Origin of the sequence: Streptomyces sp. NBC_00620 (genome assembly GCF_026341825.1) — a bacterium.
Taxonomy (GTDB): Bacteria; Actinomycetota; Actinomycetes; order Streptomycetales; family Streptomycetaceae; genus Streptomyces.
In genome coordinates this window covers 517,090-533,152 of record NZ_JAPENY010000001.1, presented here as the reverse complement: position 1 = coordinate 533,152, position 16,063 = coordinate 517,090, and the positions used below count along the sequence as shown (strand labels likewise).

The window sequence follows — 16,063 nt, the reverse complement described above, 5'->3', positions numbered from 1 at the left end:
AGCAAGGGGCCCCAGCCATCGTGACCGCCTTCGACGTCGTAGCACTCGGCGAGTCCATGGTCACGTTCTTGCCGTCCGGGCCGGGGCGCCTGGCCGATGTCCCGTCGTTCGAGCGAGGGATCGGCGGCGCGGAGTCGAACGTGGCGTGTGTGCTCGCCGCCACCGGTCACTCCGTGCAGTGGGTCAGCAGGGTCGGCGCGGACGGGTTCGGCGATCACCTGGTGGAGGCGATCGCCTCGTACGGCGTGGACACCTCCGCCGTACGACGGGATCCCGCGCGTCCGACCGGCATCTACTTCCGCACGGCGGGCGACCGGGCGACCGACGCGCACGAGGTGGCGTACTACCGGGCCGGATCGGCCGCCTCCGCGATGGCCGTGGACAACATGGACCTGGATGCCGTCAGGTCCGCCCGCGTCCTGCATCTCTCCGGCATCACCGCCGCGCTCTCCGACGACTGCCTGGCCCTGCTGCGGGAGCTGACCTCCCAGCGACCCGGCCGCCCCCTCGTCTCGTTCGACATCAACCACCGGGTGAACCTCTGGGACCGCCAGGAATCCGGTCCCGTCCTCCTGGAACTGGCCCGCGGCAGCGACCTCGTCTTCGTCGGCGAGGACGAGGCCGAGACCGCCTGGGGTGTCACCGGCGGCCCGGCCGCGATCCGCGCCGCGCTGCCCGAACCCCGGGCCCTGGTCGTCAAGCAGGGTGTCCGGGGCGCCACCCTCTTCGACGGTGACCGGGCCACCTTCGCCCCCTCCGTCCACGTGGACGTCGTCGCGGCCGTCGGCGCCGGTGACGCCTTCGCCGCCGGGTTCCTCTCCGCGACCCTGCGCGGGCTCCCCGCCAGGGACCGGCTCCGGCACGGCCACCTCATGGCGGCGGCCGCCCTCACCGTCCCGGGTGACCTGGCCGCGCCTCCCTCCCGCGACCACGCCGACCGGCTGGCCGCTCTGGACGACGAGGCGTGGGGGACACTTCGACTCGGCCCCGGCTGGACCGAAGCCGTCACGCGGGCCGACGAGGAGGTACGTACCCCATGAGCCAGACCGTCGACCGAGCGCTGAGCATCCTGCCGCTGCTCGCCGAGGGCCCCGCCGACCTCGGGCAGGTCGCCGACCGGCTCGGCGTGCACAAGTCCACGGCGCTCCGCCTCCTGCGCACGCTGCACGAGCACGGGCTCGTCTACCGCCAGTCCGACCAGCGCTACCGCCTCGGCGCCCGCCTCTTCGCCCTCGCCCAGGAGGCGGTGGAGAACCTGGACATCCGGGAGATCGCCCACCCCCACCTCGTACGGCTGAACGAGCAGTGCGGGCACACCGTCCACCTCGCGGTGTACGAGGAGAAGGAGGTCCTCTACATCGACAAGGTGGAGAGCCGGTACCCGGTGCGGATGTACTCGCGGATCGGGAAGCCCGTCGCCATCACCGTCGCCGCCGTCGCGAAGCTGCTCCTCGCCGATCTGCCCGAGCCCGAGCGGCGCGCGCTCGCCGACAAGCTCGACTACCCCATGTACACGGCCCGTTCGATCCCCAACGCCCCCGCCTTCCTCAAGGAGCTGGCCACGGTGCGCGAACAGGGCTGGGCCACCGACCTCGGTGGTCACGAGGAGTCCATCAACTGCGTGGGCGCCCCCATCCGCGGCACCGACGGACGGGTCGTCGCCGCGATGTCCGTCTCCGCACCCAACGTCGTCGTCACCCGCGAGGAACTCCTCACCCTGCTCCCGCTGGTGCGCCGTACGGCGGACGCCATCAGCCGCGAGTACTCCGGTAAGCCCACCGCCAGAGAAGCCGCCCCAGCTGCCCCGAAGGAATGAGCACGGCATGACCGACAAGATCGCCCTCACCCCCAAGACCCACACCACCCCGCCCGCCAAGTTCTCGCACGGCGTGCGGAAGGGGAACATCCTCCAGGTCGCCGGGCAGGTCGGCTTCCTCCCGGCCGTCGAGGGCCGGCCGCCCACGACCGCAGGACCGGCGCTGCGCGAGCAGACCCTCCAGACCCTCGCCAACGTCAAGGCGATCCTCGAAGAGGGCGGCGCGAGCTGGGACGACGTGATGATGATCCGCGTCTACCTCACCGACGTCGACCACTTCGCCGAGATGAACGGCATCTACAACACCTACTTCGAGGAGCAGGGCCTCACCGCGCCCCCCGCCGCCCGCACGACGGTCTACGTCGGTCTGCCGGCCGGACTCCTCATCGAGATCGACGCGCTGGCCGTACTCGGCTGACGCTCCTCTCCCCACCTCTCCCGCACCCCGTACGTCGTCACGGTGCGGCGCCCGTCATCCCTTGGGCGCCGTGCCGCGATCCCCCACGCCCGAAAGCTCTATGCACTTAAGAAGAGGTCCCCCTTGCTCTCCTATCCGCTCGCAGCGACAGCCCCTGTCCCCGAGACCCCACCCCACACCGGTGGCCTGCTCCTCCTCATCGACGGCACCGCCGGACTGCTCACGGTCGCCGCCCTCGGCATCGCCCTCCTGCTCGTCCTGATCATCAAGTTGCGGCTCCAGCCCTTCGTGGCGCTGCTCGCCGTCTCCATAGCCGTCGGCCTCTCGGCCGGGCTGTCGGTCACGGAACTCTTCGGCACCGTCCAGAGATCCACGGCCGTCTCGGTCATCGAGTCCGGCATGGGCGGCATCCTCGGCCATGTCGCGATCATCATCGGCCTGGGCACGATGCTCGGCGCGATCCTCGAAGTCAGCGGCGGCGCCGAGGTGTTGGCGTCCCGGCTGCTCGGGTTGTTCGGCGAGAAGCGGGCCCCGCTCGCGATGGGCCTCACCGGCCTGATCTTCGGCATCCCGGTCTTCTTCGACGTCGGCATCTTCGTCCTGGCGCCGATCGTGTACGCGGCGGCGAAGAGAAGCGGCAAGTCGATTCTGCTGTACTGCCTGCCGCTGCTCGCGGGTCTGTCCGTGACGCACGCGTTCCTGCCGCCGCACCCGGGCCCGGTGGCCGCCGCCGGACTCCTGCACGTGGATCTCGGCTGGGTCATCCTCATGGGCGTGGTCTGCGGACTCCCCGCCGTGGCCGCCGCCTGGGTCTACGCCGCCTGGATCGGCAAGCGGATCTTCGTCGCCGTACCGCAGGACATGGTCGAGGCCGCGGCGGAAGCCAAGCTGGCCGTGCGGGAGGAGCAGCGGGCGTCCGGCGTCGAGCCGCGCGAGAGCCCGGTCCCCCTCGGCACCGTCCTCGGCATCATCGGTACGCCGCTGGTGCTGATCCTGGCGGCGACCTTCTCCTCGATCGCGCTCGACCCCTCCACCACCCGCTCGGTGATCGAGTTCTTCGGCAGCCCGTTCGTGGCCCTGACCATCGCCCTGCTCCTGGCGTACTACCTGCTGGGCATCCGGCGCGGCTGGTCCCGCAAGTCCCTTGAAACGGTGTCGACTTCATCCCTCAAGCCGGTCGGCAACATCCTGCTCGTGGTCGGCGCGGGCGGCATCTTCGGTGCCGTACTGAAGGCCAGCGGTGTAGCCCAGGCCCTCTCGGACACCTTCAACGACGTCGGCCTGCCGGTCCTCGTCCTCTCCTACCTGATCTCCGTCGTCCTGCGCGTCGCCCAGGGTTCGGCCACCGTCGCCATCGTCACCACGGCCGGCATCGTCGCCCCCCTCCTCGCCGAGGGCGACCACTCCCAGGCCTTCGTCGCCCTCGTCATCATGGCGATCTCGGCAGGCTCGATCTTCGCCTCGCACGTCAACGACGGCGGCTTCTGGATGGTGGCGAAGTACTTCGGCATCAGCGAGCGGGACACCCTGAAGTCCTGGACGGTCCTGGAGTCGGTGCTGTCGGTGGCGGGGTTCGCGGTGGCGGCGGTGTTGAGTTTGTTCGTGTAGGGGTACGGCGGCTTGCTCGGGCCGGTGAGGTGGCGGTGGCCCCCTCACCGGCCCGGCGGCTCAGGCGTCGTCAGAGGTTCAGAATCCCAGGTAGGTGATCTGGACGACGTAGACGCGTTCGCTCCGCACGACAACCTGGTACCTGAACCAGCCGCCGGAGACGATGATCTCGCCGCCTTTCGGGTCGATGCCCTCATGGGCGCGGCCGTGGACGTGAAGAGCTTCGGCCGCCCTGACCAGTTCGTCGGCCCTGCAGGAAACAGTGGCCAGGAAGTCTGCCGGAGCGGCGCGCGCGGTTTCTTCGGCCCCGAAGGCGTACTCCCATTTCCAACTCACTCGCGAACTGCCTTCAGGGCCTCTTCGAGGACCGCGCTCAGCTCGCGAAGAGCTTCCTGCGCGATGGCCGGATCCTCGTGCTCCAGGTCCTTCTGCGCCTGGTCGTAGCGGGCAGTCAGGTCCGGTCGACGGGCGATCTCGATCTCCTTGGCCCAGATCAGCACCCAGCTCTGCACCGGGCTGAGGGACTGCCACTCGACAGCCTTGGCGAAGGCCTCGTCCTTCATGGCCTGCATCTCGTCGAGACGTCCCGGGGCGACCACGGCGAGGGCCGCACGGAGGGCATCCGGCGTCAGTTCTGGACGGGGGATCAGCTCGTGTCCGTGTTCGGACTGGGTGCTCATCGTGTCCTCCTGTGGGCGCTCCGGCCAGGGTATCCGGCCGGGCTGCCGACGGGAGTGGGCAGAGAACACGTGCTGAGGACTGGCCATGGTCGTGTCGGGGTCTCTCGTTCCGGGCACCGGAGCCGGCGGTCAGATGGTCACTGCGGGGATTCGGTCACGGCAGGCGCCGCAGCGGCCTGGTTCCGGGCCTCGGAAGGCGCGGTCGCAGTCGTCGCAGTTCCGGAGCGGGTGTCGGACGGGTGGTGGTGATGAGGGGGCTCGGAACGGGGGTGGCGGTGGCAGCTGGGTGGTCAGGCGGTGGGCCAGGAGGGCTGCCGGGCGGCACAGGGGGTCCGGGAGATCCGTGGTCAGGGCTTGGCGGACGGCGGTGGGGGTGAGGTCGCGTTCCAGCCAGGCGGCGACGCCGGGGGCCAGGTGGCTGGTGTCGTTGGTCGAGAGGAGCAGGCGGGGGTCCTCGCGGCGGAGGCCGGCGAGGAGGTCGGTGGCCTGCTGGAGGAGGGTGGGGGAGGGGTACGACGGCTGCGGGACGGCGGCGAGTGGCTTCTTGCGGGTCGGGCGGGGCTTCTTCGCCGCGGCCGGGGCGTGGTCGGGCTCGCCGTGGTTCCGTCGTCCGGGCTGGTTGCAGGAGATCGTGCGGCTGACGATGCGGCCGCCGGGGACGCGTTGGCGTTCGCGGCGCAGGTAGCCGTGGGCTTCCAGTTCACGCAGGGCGGCGGCGATACGGGTCGTGCCCTCGGGGAAGCGGGCGGCGAGGGTCTTGATGTCGACGCGGGCGCGCTTGGGGAGAGACTGGATGTGGCAGGCCAGCCCGATCGCGAGGAGAGACAGCTCCGCGTGCTGGACGAGGTGGTTGCCGACCACCGTGAAGCGGGTGGAGTGGCGGGTGTGATCGTGGTCGAGCCCGCCCGTGCGGGGGTGGTTTTTGCCCGCGATACCGGACTGGGCGCGCGAGGGCGCGCTAAGGTTTTGCGTATCCATCGGGAAGCGGCTTTCTTCCTTGGTGGTGAGGCCCTCGCACTGGGATTGCAGTCCCGGCGAGGGCCGTTGTATGTCTGCGTTTGTGTTGCGGCGAGCGTAAGGCAAGCAACCAGGCCGAAATCCAGCTGAGTTGGTGATGTTCACTCGCGAGGGTGACGCTGCGCCACGGGCGGGAGGGAGGGGTGGGGTTTGGTCGGTTTCTTTCCCTCTCGTGTTTCTTGGGGAAGACCACCCACGGCACCGGAGCATGGGTTTCTGGAGTGCGGTGGGGCGGCAACTGAAGCTGCGGCGAGAGGCGGTGGGGATGAGGGGCGCGGAGTTCGGTGTGGCGTCGAGCAGCGTCATTTCCAGCACGGGCCACGCCTCCCGCCTGTGACAGTGCAGCCGCGTGGTGTCCGTCTCGCTGCGTAAAGTGTTGGCTCGTCTGCCCGTCTGTGATGGCTGCGCGCACACGGACGGTTTCCCGTTCGACCCGAAGGACGGAGCCGTGCCCGACCGACCTGAGATTGTCTGCATCTGCGGCTCTACCCGGTTCGTGCACGAGATGAGCGCGGCGAACCGTGATCTGACCTTCGCAGGTGTCATCGTCGTCGCGCCAGGCGTCTTCCTGCGCGCCGAGGATCACGAAGCAGACGAGTTGATCACCAACGAGCAGAAGACCGCGCTGGACGCCCTCCACCTGCGCAAGATCGACCTGGCTGACCGGGTTCTGGTCGTCAACCCAGGCGGGTATATCGGCGAGTCCACCAGCAGGGAGATCGCATACGCCCACGCCACCGGCAAGCCGATCTCGTTCACCGATCCCTTCTGACCAGTAGACGCTTCGTGGTGCGCGCGGGCAACGAGTCTCGGTCAGCCTTGGAGCGTGTTGCTGGAGGGTCTTCGAATTCGCCCCCGTACCGTCCATCCCCCAAGAAGCCTTCTGCCCCCGGCGCCCCATGGCACAGCTTCGTCCGCCATACTTCCGGCTGTGGAGCAGCGCATAGGTTCGAGCAGCCAGCCCCTGGAAGGCGCCGGGTTCGACCCGGCCTTCATCCCCGGGCTCACCTCACCCGTGTCCGGAGAGCCGGCGGACGCCGGGTCCCCGGACGACTCCGTCGAGGCGGAGGCGAAGCCGGAGGCCGAGGCCGAGGCCGAGGAGTCCGAGGGACCCTCTCTCGAGAAGGCCGATCTCGAGAAGGCAGAGAAGTCCGAGGAGGTCGAGGAGGCGGAGGAGGACGAAGCCCCCGACGGCCCCGTCTTCGAGGCCTCCGACCGCCGCGCGAAGATCGCCGCCGACCACAAGGGCGTACGGCTCGCCCTGGACGACCAGGCGTGCGAGTTCCGCTGGGACGAGATCGGCGCCGTGGAGACGGAGTCCCCGCGCTTCGGCAGGCGGTTCACCATCACAGTCCACACTCCCGACCGCCGCTGGTACCCGATCGAGATCGAGGCGGCGTCCCGGGCGCGGTTCGGCGAGTGGGAGAACCAGCTCGACGCGGTCCTCGACGCCTACTTCGAGGACGGCGACGAGGACGCGGAAGACGCGGACACCGAGGTCGACGAGACCGAGGTCACCAAGGCAGACGTCGAGGACAGCGCCCCGTAAGGGGCGCGGGGAACTGCGCGACCGGCCACGTACGGCCCGCAGTTCCCCAACGACCTAGTAGTTGTCCGCCTCACTCAGCGGAGCGTTCACGCGCAGTACGTCGCTTCCTTGCCGATGGACCGGTACATGCAGTCGGAGTTCTCAAGCAGCTGCAGCACCGCGTCCCGGTTGCGGGACGTCTCCCGGGTGATGACCTCGTCGGGCGGGTAGAAGCCGCCGCCGGAGGCGGAGGACGGGTACATCTCGAAGGTGTACGCGAAGATCTTCTGGTTGCCCCACAGCCAGTCGTCGATCGAGCCGTCCGTGATGTAGAGATCACTGGACTGCTCGGGCGTGTAACCGTTGCTGGCTGCCATCTTCCCGCCGACCGCGGCGAAGGCGTTGCGGTCGTCCAGCGTCATACCGGTCGCGGTGTTGGCGGTCGTGTAGCCGTAGGGCCACAGCACCAGTTGGCTGTACGTGTGGAAGTCGATGCCCGTCTTGATCTGCTGGGTGCCGCCGACGACCCGGCTGCGTACGAAGTTGGCGACGACCTTGACCTCGGGGGCGGACTCGGGTGCCGTACCGCGGTAGGTCTCCGAGGACGTCGATCCGGAGGAGCCGCCACAGCAGCCCCACTGGTAGTTCCAGTTGCGGTTGAGGTCGGTACCGACGTACGACGAACCGGAGTTGGGCTGGCGGTTCTTGCGCCACGAGCGGTACGCGCCGCTCGCGATGTCGTACTCGCCGCCGTCCGGGTTGAGGTCCGGGATGATCCAGATCTCCCGGGAGTTGACCACGCTGGCGACACGGGAGTCCGTGGCGTACTTGGAGGTCAGCTCCTTCACCAGATAGAGCGCCATCTCGACGGTGAGGTGCTCGCGGGCGTGCTGGTGGTGGGTGAACAGCACCTCGGGCTCGGCCTCGTCCGTACCGACGTTGTCGCTGATCTTGAGGGCGACGATGTTCCGGCCCTGGTACGAGGTGCCGATGACGCGCTGGCTCACGAGGTTCGGGTAGGCCGCGATGACGGAGCTGATGTCGCTCGTCATCTCCGCGTAGTTGTGGTAGGTCGAGTCGGCCGTGGGGAAGTCGAGGACCCCCACGTCGGCCGCGCTCGAGCGGTCCGGTGCCGAGCCGAGCAGCGAGACCTCGTAGCCGAGCGAGCGCAGCTTCTTGATCTGGTCCGCGCGGCCCGAGACGACGACGGTCTCCGTGTCGGCCTCGTCCACGGTCACGCCGGTCTGCTGGATCGCCGTACGGGACGCGGAGTCCGAGTGCGTGTGCACCTCGTACTGGCGGACGGGGTCCGCCTCGGCCGCGGGGGCCTTCGCGCCGTCGGCCGTGGCGTCGGTGGCCGCGGTGAGGAGGGGTGCCGCGAGGGCGAGCGCCAGCAGAGTGGCGAAGGCGGCGGTGCGGCGGCCGCGTCTCTTTCCGGTGGTTCCGGCGCCGCTGCCGCGAATGCGAAGTCGCATGAAGTCTCCTTGTTTCTCCGGGCGTTCCGGGATCTCCGGAACGAAGGGAGTGGAGCGGGTGGGGGGTGGATCCGTGCGACGTGCCTGGTGCGGGTGTGGCGCTCATCGTGAAGGTCTGGCATGGTCAGGTCAAGAGTCCCCCATGGGCCGGTAGCGGGAATCGGCCGAAAAATGGGCCGGGGGATGTAGGCGGACGCTACCGCCCGACGCCCTCACCTGGCCCGTAGCCACCCCCTGGCGTGTCATCGTCGCCCGGCCTGTTCCCTGTGCACATCGGGTGATGATCGAAGCGCGCTCCCTTGTGCCCACCTGTTCTTTACGCTCTCTTGAATCACATGACGGAGACCACTGGGAAATCAGCGTCAGGGGAGTCCATCTCCCAGCCCCGCAAATCCAGTTGGAAGTACATCGGCCCCGGCATCGTCGTCGCCGCGACAGGCGTGGGCGCCGGCGACCTCGTCGCGACACTCGTCGCGGGCAGCAACTTCGGCTACACCCTGCTCTGGGCCGCGGTCATCGGCTGCGTGGTCAAGATCTCCCTCGCCGAGGCGGCGGGCCGCTGGCATCTGTCCACCGGACGGACCCTCTTCGACGGCTGGGCGAGCCTGGGCCGGTGGACGACGTACTTCTTCGTCGTGTACGTGGTCATCTGGGGCTTCGTGTACGGCGCGGCGGCGATGTCGTCGAGCGCGCTGCCGCTGCAGGCGCTGTTCCCCGACGTCTTCCCGGACGACTGGTCGATCAAGCCGTGGGCGGTCATCTGCGGCCTGGTCGGCCTCGTGTTCGTGTGGTTCAACAAGTACGAGGTCTTCGAGAAGGTCATGACCGTGCTGGTGGGCGTGATGTTCGTCGTCACGGTCTACCTGGCGATCCGCGTCACCCCCAACCTCGGCGACGCCTTCGCCGGCCTTCTCCCCGTTCTCCCCGACGAGAAGGACTCGATCCTCAACACGCTCGGCCTGATCGGCGGGGTCGGCGGCACCATCACCCTTGCGGCGTACGGCTATTGGGTCAACGCGAAGGGCTGGACGAACACGGGCTGGATGAAGGTGATGCGCCTCGACAACCGCGTCGCCTACATCACCACCGGCATCTTCGTCATCTCGATGCTCTTCGTCGGCGCGGAGCTCCTGCACTCCGCGAACGTGGCCATCGCGAGCGGTGACAAGGGCCTCATCCAGCTGAGCGACATCCTGGAGGCCGAGTACGGCACGGCGACCGCCAAGTTCTTCCTGATCGGCTTCTTCGCCACCTCCTTCACCTCGCTCATCGGCGTCTGGCACGGCGTGAGCTTGATGTTCGCCGACTTCGTGGAGCGCTACCGCGGGACCAGGACGACCGGGGAGGAAGTGGCCTCGGGCGCCCGCGAGAAGTCCTGGCCGTTCCGTGCGTACCTGCTCTGGCTGACCTTCCCGCCGATCGTCCTGCTCTTCCAGGGCCAGCCGTTCCGCCTGGTGATCCTGTACGGCGTCCTGGGCGCCGCCTTCCTCCCGTTCCTCGCCCTCACCCTGATCTGGCTCCTCAACTCCTCCCGCACACCGAGCGAGTGGCGCAACGGGCCCCTCAGCAACGCCATGCTCGCCATCGCCGGACTGCTCTTCCTGGTCCTGTGCGTGAAGCAGGTGTGGGACCAACCGTGGGCGGACTTTTTCTAGCTTTCAGCTGCTGAGCTCGAGCCACTTCGCACTCGTGGCGATCGCCTCGAGCTGCTCGATCGTGAGCGCGGGAGTCCCGCGCGTCGCGGCGCGCTCCTGGCTGCCGGAGTTGAAGGCGCTGACCACCACACGCCTGCCGTCGGTCCTGATGGTGTCGGCGGTCCACATCACGACCCCCGCGCCGCCCTTCTCGCCAGGACCCTGATGCGTGGCGACCTTCGTGCCGTCGGGCAGGGTCTTGGCGTCGGGGCCGAAGAGCTGGTCCTCGACGTCCGACATGTCGGGCTGCACGTTGATCTGGACGAGGCTCTCGCCCTGTCCGTCGTCGACCACGACATAGGTGTACTCGGTGTCCTGGCCGCCCTGTCCGACCACCTCGACGTCGTCGGGGAGCAGGGAGACGAGCGTCGACCGGATCGTCGCGCCGTCGATGCCGGCGGGCGGCTGGCCGGTGTTCTTCGGCTGCTCGGGCTTCAGCGACTCCTTCGCGTTCTCCGTGGCCTCGGAGTACGCGTCGATGGCGGTGAGCCACGCCTTCGCCGTGACGACCTTCTTCAACTGCGCCGTGGACAAGGGCGGTTCGGGCCTGCTGACCGGCGCGTCCTTCTCGGCGGCGGCGTTCCACTCGCTCACGTTGACGTGCTGTCCCTGCGGGGTGACGAGGTCCGCGGTCCACCACTTCGTCTGGACGCGGAGGTCCGGATACTCGTACCCCTGGAAGATCGTGAGCACCGAGCCGTCGGACAGTCTGCTCGTCACGCACGCGGGGTCGTACGCGAACAGGACCTTGTCCGGGCACGCGGTCGCGGCGCGGGCCTGCTCGCTGCCCGGTTCGACCTGGTTGAGGCTGACGGCTACGGCCGCCTCGCCCTTGCCGTCGTCGTACACGAGCCCTGCGTACGGTGGCAGCGTCTCGTTCGTGCCGCGCGACTGCTGTCCGCTGAACTCGCCCTTGGGGAGCAGCTTTTCGAGGGTGCTTACGAGTTCGTCGCCGGAGACCGCGTCGGGTGTCGCGTGGCCCACGGTCGACGACCCCGTGCTCGAGGCTCCCGCGCTCGCGGTCACGGACCGCTCGCCGCCCTCACCCCCGCCTCCGGGTACGAGCAGCGCCCCGCCCAGTCCCACCAGCGCGACGCCGGCGACGCCGCCCAGGACGGACGCCTTGCGCCGCACCAGGAGCCGGCGGCCGCGTACCTCCCCGGCGGTGATCAGGGTGCGCCGGTCGGTCTCGTAGGTCCCGCCTGCCTGGTGCAGGGCCGCGCCGAGCCGGTCCTCGAAGTGTTCCTCGGTGTCTTCAACGGGCATGGCGAACCAGCCTCTCCGCTAGGTCGTTGCAAGTGTCGTTAAGGTGCCGGCGCAGTCGCCGGTTCAGGACTTGGCGTACTCGCCGAGGGCGTCGCCGAGCAGGACACGCAGCCGGGCGAGGGCGCGGACGCAGCGGGTGCGTACCGCGGCCGAGCTGACGTTCATCGCGTCGGCGGTCTCCTCGATGCTGCGGTCCTCCCAGTAGCGCAGGACGACCACCGCCCGGTCCTTGGCGGACAGCCGGCCGAGCGCCTCGACCAGGGTCAGCCGCAGGGGCATGTCGGCGTCGGCCGAGTGCGGGTCGGGGACGTCGGGGAGCGTGTCGGTGGCACGCTCCCTGCTGCTGCGGCGCCGCTGGTGCGCGAGGAACGTACGGGTGAGGACGGTCTGGGCGTACCCCGCGGGGTTGTCGGCCCGCGAGACCCGGCCCCAGCTGACGTACAGCCGGCCGAGTGTCTCCTGCACCAGGTCCTCGGCGAGATGGGTGTCCCCACCGGTGAGCAGACACGCGGAGCGGTACATGTGCCCCGCACGTGCCGCCGCGAACTCCTGATACCCCTCGGCCCGGCCCTGTCTCATGAACTCCCCCGACGTCCCCCGAACTGCCTTCACTTCATTGATGCGGTGGACCCACGGAAATGTTTCACCCCGCCGGGCGCGGACGGCCCTAGGCGCGAAGGCTTGCGCTCAGCGTGGCGATTCCGGCCCGCTTGGCCTGTGCCATGCGCTCCTTGTCGCGGGCGATCTCCCGGTGCAGGTCCGGGGGAGTCCGGGTGCCGCGCTCCAGTGTCATGAGGTCCGTGGCCCCCGGCACCGCGATCACTCCGCCGAACTCGGGGTCGCCGGCGAACCAGGCGCCGTGCTCCATCTCGCCCGTCCAGCGCTTGCGCTGGAGCGGGTTGACCGCCCGCATGGTCCTGGACCAGTCGCCTTCCGCCTCGGTCCGCACGCGTACGGGAAGCGCCATCGTGTCCTTGACGCCGGGGGCGGGACGGACGGACGTGCGGTACTCCCAGGGGTACACGCGAAGCACCCTGCGGATCCTCCGCAGGCGCAGGACAGGACCCAGCGAGTACAGCGCGTAGGCGAAGGTGAACGGGGCCGCGACGACACACACCAGGCCGACGACGCGCATCCACATCGGCTGAGTCGTGGGCCGGTCCCCGAGCATCCCCATCACCACCAGGGTGGCAAGGAGCAGAATGATGACCGGCGGCAGCACCGCACCCGCGCGCAGCCGTGCGAGCTGCCAGTTCCGCCGGGTCTCGGGGTCGTCGAAGGCGCACTCGTCCGTGGGGATCTGCACGCGGGGTGTCATCTGGCCTGGCTCCTGCTTCGGGGTCCCGAGAGTCTAGGACACCCGCCTTAGGCATCCCTCACCAAGAAGTGTGCGGCGCCGCCGGTTTCCCGGCGGCGCCGCACAGCGAGGTGTCGGACGGTGCTACGGCAGTGCAGTGCCGGACGGTGCTAAGGCAGCGCGTGCACGTGCGGCCCGACCGAGTTCGACCACGCGTTGCCCGCCGTGGCGTCCCAGTTCGTCGACCAGGTCATCGCGCCGCGCAGGTCCGGGTAGGTCCTGGAGGGCTTGAAGGTGCCGCAGCCCGTGCCCTTGGCGAGGCAGTCGAGGGCGTTGTTCACGATCGTCGGGGAGACGTAGCCGCTGCCCGCGCCGCTGGTGGAGGCGGGGAGGCCGAGGCCCACCTGTGACGGGGCGAGGCCGCCCTCCAGCTGGATGCAGGCAAGGGCGGTCAGGAAGTCGACCGAGCCCTGCGAGTACACCTTGCCGTCGCAGCCGAGCATCGAACCGCTGTTGTAGTACTGCATGTTGACGACGGTGAGGATGTCCTTGATGTTCAGCGCCGTCTGGAAGTAGGCGTTGGACGTGGACTGCATGTCGATGGTCTGCGGGGCCATCGTGATGATGAGCGAGGAGCCCGCCTTGCTGGACAGGGACCTCAGCGCCTGCGACATGTACGTCGCGTTGAGACCGTTCTCCAGGTCGATGTCGACGCCGTCGAAGCCGTACGTCGTCATCAGCGAGTAGACGGAGTTGGCGAAGTTCGTCGCGGACGTGGAGTCGTTGATCGTCACCGTGCCGTTCTGGCCGCCGATGGAGATGATGACCTTCTTGCCCGCGGCCTTCTTGGCGGCGATGTCCGCCTTGAACTGGTCGACGGTGTAGCCGCCGAGCCCGGCCGAGTCGAGGTTGAAGGTGACCGCGCCCGGCGTCGTCGTGGCGTCGGCGAAGGAGACCGCGATGATGTCGTACTGGGACTGGACGGCGGAGATCCGCTGGACCGTCGCGCCGTTGTTGAAGTTCTGCCAGTAGCCGGTCACGGCGTGCTTCGGCAGCGTGCCGCCACCGCCGCCGGTCGCGGTCGTCGTACCGGTGACCGCCGCCGACTTCGCCGACTCACCGGCCGAGTTCGTCGCGGTGACCTGGAAGGTGTACGAGGTCGAGGCGGCCAGCGAGGACACGGTCGCCGAGGTGCCCGTCACCGACTGGACCTTCGTGCTGCCCTGGTAGACGTTGTAGCCGGTCGCACCCGAGACCGTGTTCCAGGCGAGGGACACGGAGGACGAGGACGTGGAGGAGACGGCCAGACCGGCCGGGGCCGCGGGGATCGTCGGGGCCGGGTCGCTGCCACCGCCGCCGTCCGGGCCGAACACCGAGAGGTCGTCGGCATAGTAGGCGGCCTGCCCGTACCAGCCGTGCGTGTACACCGTCACCGAGCTCGTCGAGGAGCCGGTGGTGAAAGTGGTCGTCAGCTGCTTCCAGGCGGCGGAGTCGGGCGTCCAGGTCGACACGTCCGTCGTACCCGTGCCGGTCACGCCGAGGTAGGAGTACCCGCCCTGCACCCAGGCGCTCAGCGTGTACGTCGAGTTGGGCTTGACGGCGACGGCCTGCGTGCACTTGGCGTTGTCCTGCCCGGCCGGCGTGCCCTTCAGCGCGGCCGCGCCGCCGTGCACCGGCGAGGTGACGGTCGTACCGCTGCCGGCGGAACACGTCCAGTTGGTCAGGCCCGACTCGTAGCCGGCGTTCTTGGCGTTGTTGATGTCCGCGGCCTCGGCGTCGGTGGCGAGCCCGGCGACGGTGAGGAAGGAGGCGGTGACGGCGGCGGCGAGGAGTCCCGCCCAATTGCGTCTGCGTCCGGGCATGCCTGATACGCGGTCCACTGGGACCTCCGGTGAGGGGGAGGGGATGGGGAAGATGTGGGGAGGGCATCGGGAACGGTGGCCACCGTTGTTGGGGTACAAGGTGGTCCAGACCAATTGGGTTGTCAAGACCTCTGGCGGCCCTCGGGTCCCTCAACGGCCTTACTGGCGTACCGAGTTGTGGCATATGCGCCTCACTCTCCGTTGATCAAGCCCGCACCTTCAGTGAGTTGATCTCGCGAAGTCGGTGTTGAGCGGGGCATGCCGTGGATATGGTGCTGATGCAGGAGGGCGTCACAGTGGCGATCTGTGGCCATATGTGACGGTCCATGGCGAAACAGGGGCGGTCCGAGGCGGTGGTTGACCACTCCGCCGCAGGGAACGGCCCGCCGCAGTGAACGGGGTGTGTGCAGCGTGCCGACCGCGATAGCCGTCACCAGTCCCGATCTGGTGCTCCCACCGCACGACCGGCAGATCCCGCCCGCAGTCGTCCAGCCCCTCGACACCCTCGAAAGCTCCCTCCTGGGGATGCACGCGCTCATCGAGCAGCACGGGTACGTCATCTCGCTCTACCCCGCCTCGGTCTCCGGCGAGGTGACACAGCGGCTGCGCACCGTCCGCTCCGTCCTGGAGAGCGACCGCATCGCACTGCTCGGCATCGACCTGCCGCCGCTCGGAGTCGCCCTGCTGGCCCAGCAGTTGAGGCAGCTCTCGGTCTGCGACTTCAGTCCGGGCGTACTCGCCTCCGCCGCCCGTCTGCTCGCCCACTACATCTACGCAGGCGCCCTGCTCGGCTCGGTCGCCAAGCTCGACCGGGTCCCGGTGTCCCTGAAGTCCCACGCCAAGTCCTGGGTGCCGGGCGCCCAGTTCGCCGTACTGGCCAATCCGCGACCGCAGCTTGTGCGCGTCGGCCAAGAGGAGCTCGCCGGGCCGGAGTTCGGCACGCGGCTGCTCGCCGCCGCCGGCCAGGCACCCTCCGACTGGGTCACCGAGACACTCGCGCCCGCCTGGCGGGTGCAGGGCGTCGCGACCGTACCGCTGCCGGAGGAGTCGACGCGCTGGTGGGGGACCGGGAAGCTCGTCGAGTTCGCCGCCGGGCTGTACGACGTGTCCGTGCTCTACCAGCTCGTGTCGTCCGTCCGGCGGGAACAGTGCCACTGGTGCGGGCTCGAACTCATCGGTGACCGCTGCGGGTTCTGCGCGGCGCCACTGCCACCGGTATCGGCATCGGCACAACCATCGCCGTCGCCATCATCTTCGCCGTCGTCCACGCGTTCGACTTCGGCCTCCCCATCGGAGCTTCCGGCTGCCACCGCGCGGGCAGCCTCTTCTGTACGCGCCCTGCCCCCGGGCGCCACATAAGCACCACGGAACAACACCAGGTACGACCGCTCGACCCCGCCGT

Annotated in this window: 16 protein-coding genes; 8 read left to right on the top strand and 8 right to left on the bottom strand. The window is 69.1% G+C overall.

What is annotated here, in order from left to right; genetic code table 11:
• Nucleotides 1-20 precede the first annotated feature (20 nt).
• From OG246_RS02375 to OG246_RS02360, 4 genes are all read left to right on the top strand, one after another.
• Nucleotides 21-1,040, top strand: coding sequence for a sugar kinase (locus OG246_RS02375; protein ID WP_266455078.1), 1,020 nt, complete (start codon nt 21-23; stop codon nt 1,038-1,040).
• Entirely contained in the window at nt 1,037-1,816 is a 780-nt protein-coding gene (locus tag OG246_RS02370) for an IclR family transcriptional regulator (protein ID WP_266455076.1), read from the top strand. The genes OG246_RS02375 and OG246_RS02370 overlap by 4 nt, the downstream gene beginning before the upstream one ends.
• A 7-nt stretch (nt 1,817-1,823) precedes the next feature.
• Nucleotides 1,824-2,234 carry a RidA family protein gene (locus OG246_RS02365; protein ID WP_266455069.1) on the top strand — a complete coding sequence of 137 codons (411 nt, stop codon included), beginning with the start codon at nt 1,824-1,826 and terminating at the stop codon, nt 2,232-2,234.
• Between the two features lie 123 nt (nt 2,235-2,357).
• Nucleotides 2,358-3,842 (top strand): GntP family permease, encoded by a 1,485-nt coding sequence (locus OG246_RS02360; protein ID WP_266455067.1) that lies wholly within the window; start codon nt 2,358-2,360, stop codon nt 3,840-3,842.
• A gap of 78 nt (nt 3,843-3,920) precedes the next feature.
• Here OG246_RS02360 and OG246_RS02355 read toward each other — a convergent pair whose 3' ends face one another.
• The 3 genes from OG246_RS02355 to OG246_RS02345 all read right to left on the bottom strand — a co-directional run bounded on the left by OG246_RS02355 (nt 3,921) and on the right by OG246_RS02345 (nt 5,500).
• Nucleotides 3,921-4,178 carry a hypothetical protein gene (locus OG246_RS02355; RefSeq protein ID WP_266455065.1) on the bottom strand — a complete coding sequence of 86 codons (258 nt, stop codon included), beginning with the start codon at nt 4,176-4,178 and terminating at the stop codon, nt 3,921-3,923.
• Entirely contained in the window at nt 4,175-4,522 is a 348-nt protein-coding gene (locus tag OG246_RS02350; protein ID WP_266455063.1) for a hypothetical protein, read from the bottom strand. The genes OG246_RS02355 and OG246_RS02350 overlap by 4 nt, the downstream gene beginning before the upstream one ends.
• Nucleotides 4,523-4,651: 129 nt before the next feature.
• Nucleotides 4,652-5,500, bottom strand: coding sequence for a helix-turn-helix domain-containing protein (locus OG246_RS02345; RefSeq protein WP_266455058.1), 849 nt, complete (start codon nt 5,498-5,500; stop codon nt 4,652-4,654).
• Nucleotides 5,501-5,987: 487 nt separating this feature from the next.
• On the opposite strand from OG246_RS02345, the gene OG246_RS02340 reads away from it, so the two are divergent.
• Nucleotides 5,988-6,311 carry a hypothetical protein gene (locus tag OG246_RS02340; protein WP_266463785.1) on the top strand — a complete coding sequence of 108 codons (324 nt, stop codon included), beginning with the start codon at nt 5,988-5,990 and terminating at the stop codon, nt 6,309-6,311.
• A 159-nt stretch (nt 6,312-6,470) separates the two neighbouring features.
• Nucleotides 6,471-7,088: a hypothetical protein gene (locus OG246_RS02335; protein ID WP_266455055.1), complete on the top strand. Its 618-nt coding sequence runs from the start codon at nt 6,471-6,473 to the stop codon at nt 7,086-7,088.
• 86 nt (nt 7,089-7,174) lie between these two features.
• Here the strand turns inward: OG246_RS02335 and OG246_RS02330 are convergent, their stop codons facing one another.
• Nucleotides 7,175-8,542, bottom strand: coding sequence for a M14 family metallopeptidase (locus OG246_RS02330; RefSeq protein ID WP_266455052.1), 1,368 nt, complete (start codon nt 8,540-8,542; stop codon nt 7,175-7,177).
• Nucleotides 8,543-8,877: 335 nt separating this feature from the next.
• Here OG246_RS02330 and OG246_RS02325 point away from each other — a divergent pair, with 335 nt between their 5' ends.
• A complete protein-coding gene (locus OG246_RS02325) occupies nt 8,878-10,197 on the top strand; it encodes an Nramp family divalent metal transporter (RefSeq protein ID WP_266455049.1) in 1,320 nt (439 codons plus the stop codon).
• Nucleotides 10,198-10,200: 3 nt separating this feature from the next.
• Here the strand turns inward: OG246_RS02325 and OG246_RS02320 are convergent, their stop codons facing one another.
• From OG246_RS02320 to OG246_RS02305, 4 genes are all read right to left on the bottom strand, one after another.
• Nucleotides 10,201-11,502 (bottom strand): hypothetical protein, encoded by a 1,302-nt coding sequence (locus tag OG246_RS02320; RefSeq protein ID WP_266455047.1) that lies wholly within the window; start codon nt 11,500-11,502, stop codon nt 10,201-10,203.
• A gap of 63 nt (nt 11,503-11,565) precedes the next feature.
• Nucleotides 11,566-12,081, bottom strand: a complete 516-nt coding sequence (locus OG246_RS02315; RefSeq protein WP_266455044.1) for a SigE family RNA polymerase sigma factor — start codon at nt 12,079-12,081, stop codon at nt 11,566-11,568.
• A gap of 88 nt (nt 12,082-12,169) precedes the next feature.
• Complete coding sequence (locus OG246_RS02310; protein WP_266455042.1) at nt 12,170-12,820, bottom strand: hypothetical protein; 651 nt, start codon at nt 12,818-12,820, stop codon at nt 12,170-12,172.
• Nucleotides 12,821-12,969: 149 nt separating this feature from the next.
• On the bottom strand, nt 12,970-14,661 hold the full coding sequence (locus OG246_RS02305) for a glycosyl hydrolase family 18 protein (RefSeq protein WP_323178273.1): 1,692 nt from the start codon (nt 14,659-14,661) through the stop codon (nt 12,970-12,972).
• A 411-nt stretch (nt 14,662-15,072) separates the two neighbouring features.
• On the opposite strand from OG246_RS02305, the gene OG246_RS02300 reads away from it, so the two are divergent.
• Nucleotides 15,073-16,020: a hypothetical protein gene (locus OG246_RS02300; RefSeq protein ID WP_266455037.1), complete on the top strand. Its 948-nt coding sequence runs from the start codon at nt 15,073-15,075 to the stop codon at nt 16,018-16,020.
• Nucleotides 16,021-16,063: the final 43 nt, after the last annotated feature.

Bases quoted from the DNA above. Each gene is read 5' to 3' on its own strand.
- OG246_RS02330 (WP_266455052.1), bottom strand. From the start codon at position 8,542: ATGCGACTTCGCATTCGCGGCAGCGGCGCCGGAACCACCGGAAAGAGA.
- OG246_RS02365 (WP_266455069.1), top strand. From the start codon at position 1,824: ATGACCGACAAGATCGCCCTCACCCCCAAGACCCACACCACCCCGCCC.
- OG246_RS02305 (WP_323178273.1), bottom strand. From the start codon at position 14,661: ATGCCCGGACGCAGACGCAATTGGGCGGGACTCCTCGCCGCCGCCGTC.
- OG246_RS02325 (WP_266455049.1), top strand. From the start codon at position 8,878: ATGACGGAGACCACTGGGAAATCAGCGTCAGGGGAGTCCATCTCCCAG.
- OG246_RS02310 (WP_266455042.1), bottom strand. From the start codon at position 12,820: ATGACACCCCGCGTGCAGATCCCCACGGACGAGTGCGCCTTCGACGAC.
- OG246_RS02315 (WP_266455044.1), bottom strand. From the start codon at position 12,081: ATGAGACAGGGCCGGGCCGAGGGGTATCAGGAGTTCGCGGCGGCACGT.
- OG246_RS02320 (WP_266455047.1), bottom strand. From the start codon at position 11,502: ATGCCCGTTGAAGACACCGAGGAACACTTCGAGGACCGGCTCGGCGCG.
- OG246_RS02350 (WP_266455063.1), bottom strand. From the start codon at position 4,522: ATGAGCACCCAGTCCGAACACGGACACGAGCTGATCCCCCGTCCAGAA.
- OG246_RS02345 (WP_266455058.1), bottom strand. From the start codon at position 5,500: ATGGATACGCAAAACCTTAGCGCGCCCTCGCGCGCCCAGTCCGGTATC.
- OG246_RS02370 (WP_266455076.1), top strand. From the start codon at position 1,037: ATGAGCCAGACCGTCGACCGAGCGCTGAGCATCCTGCCGCTGCTCGCC.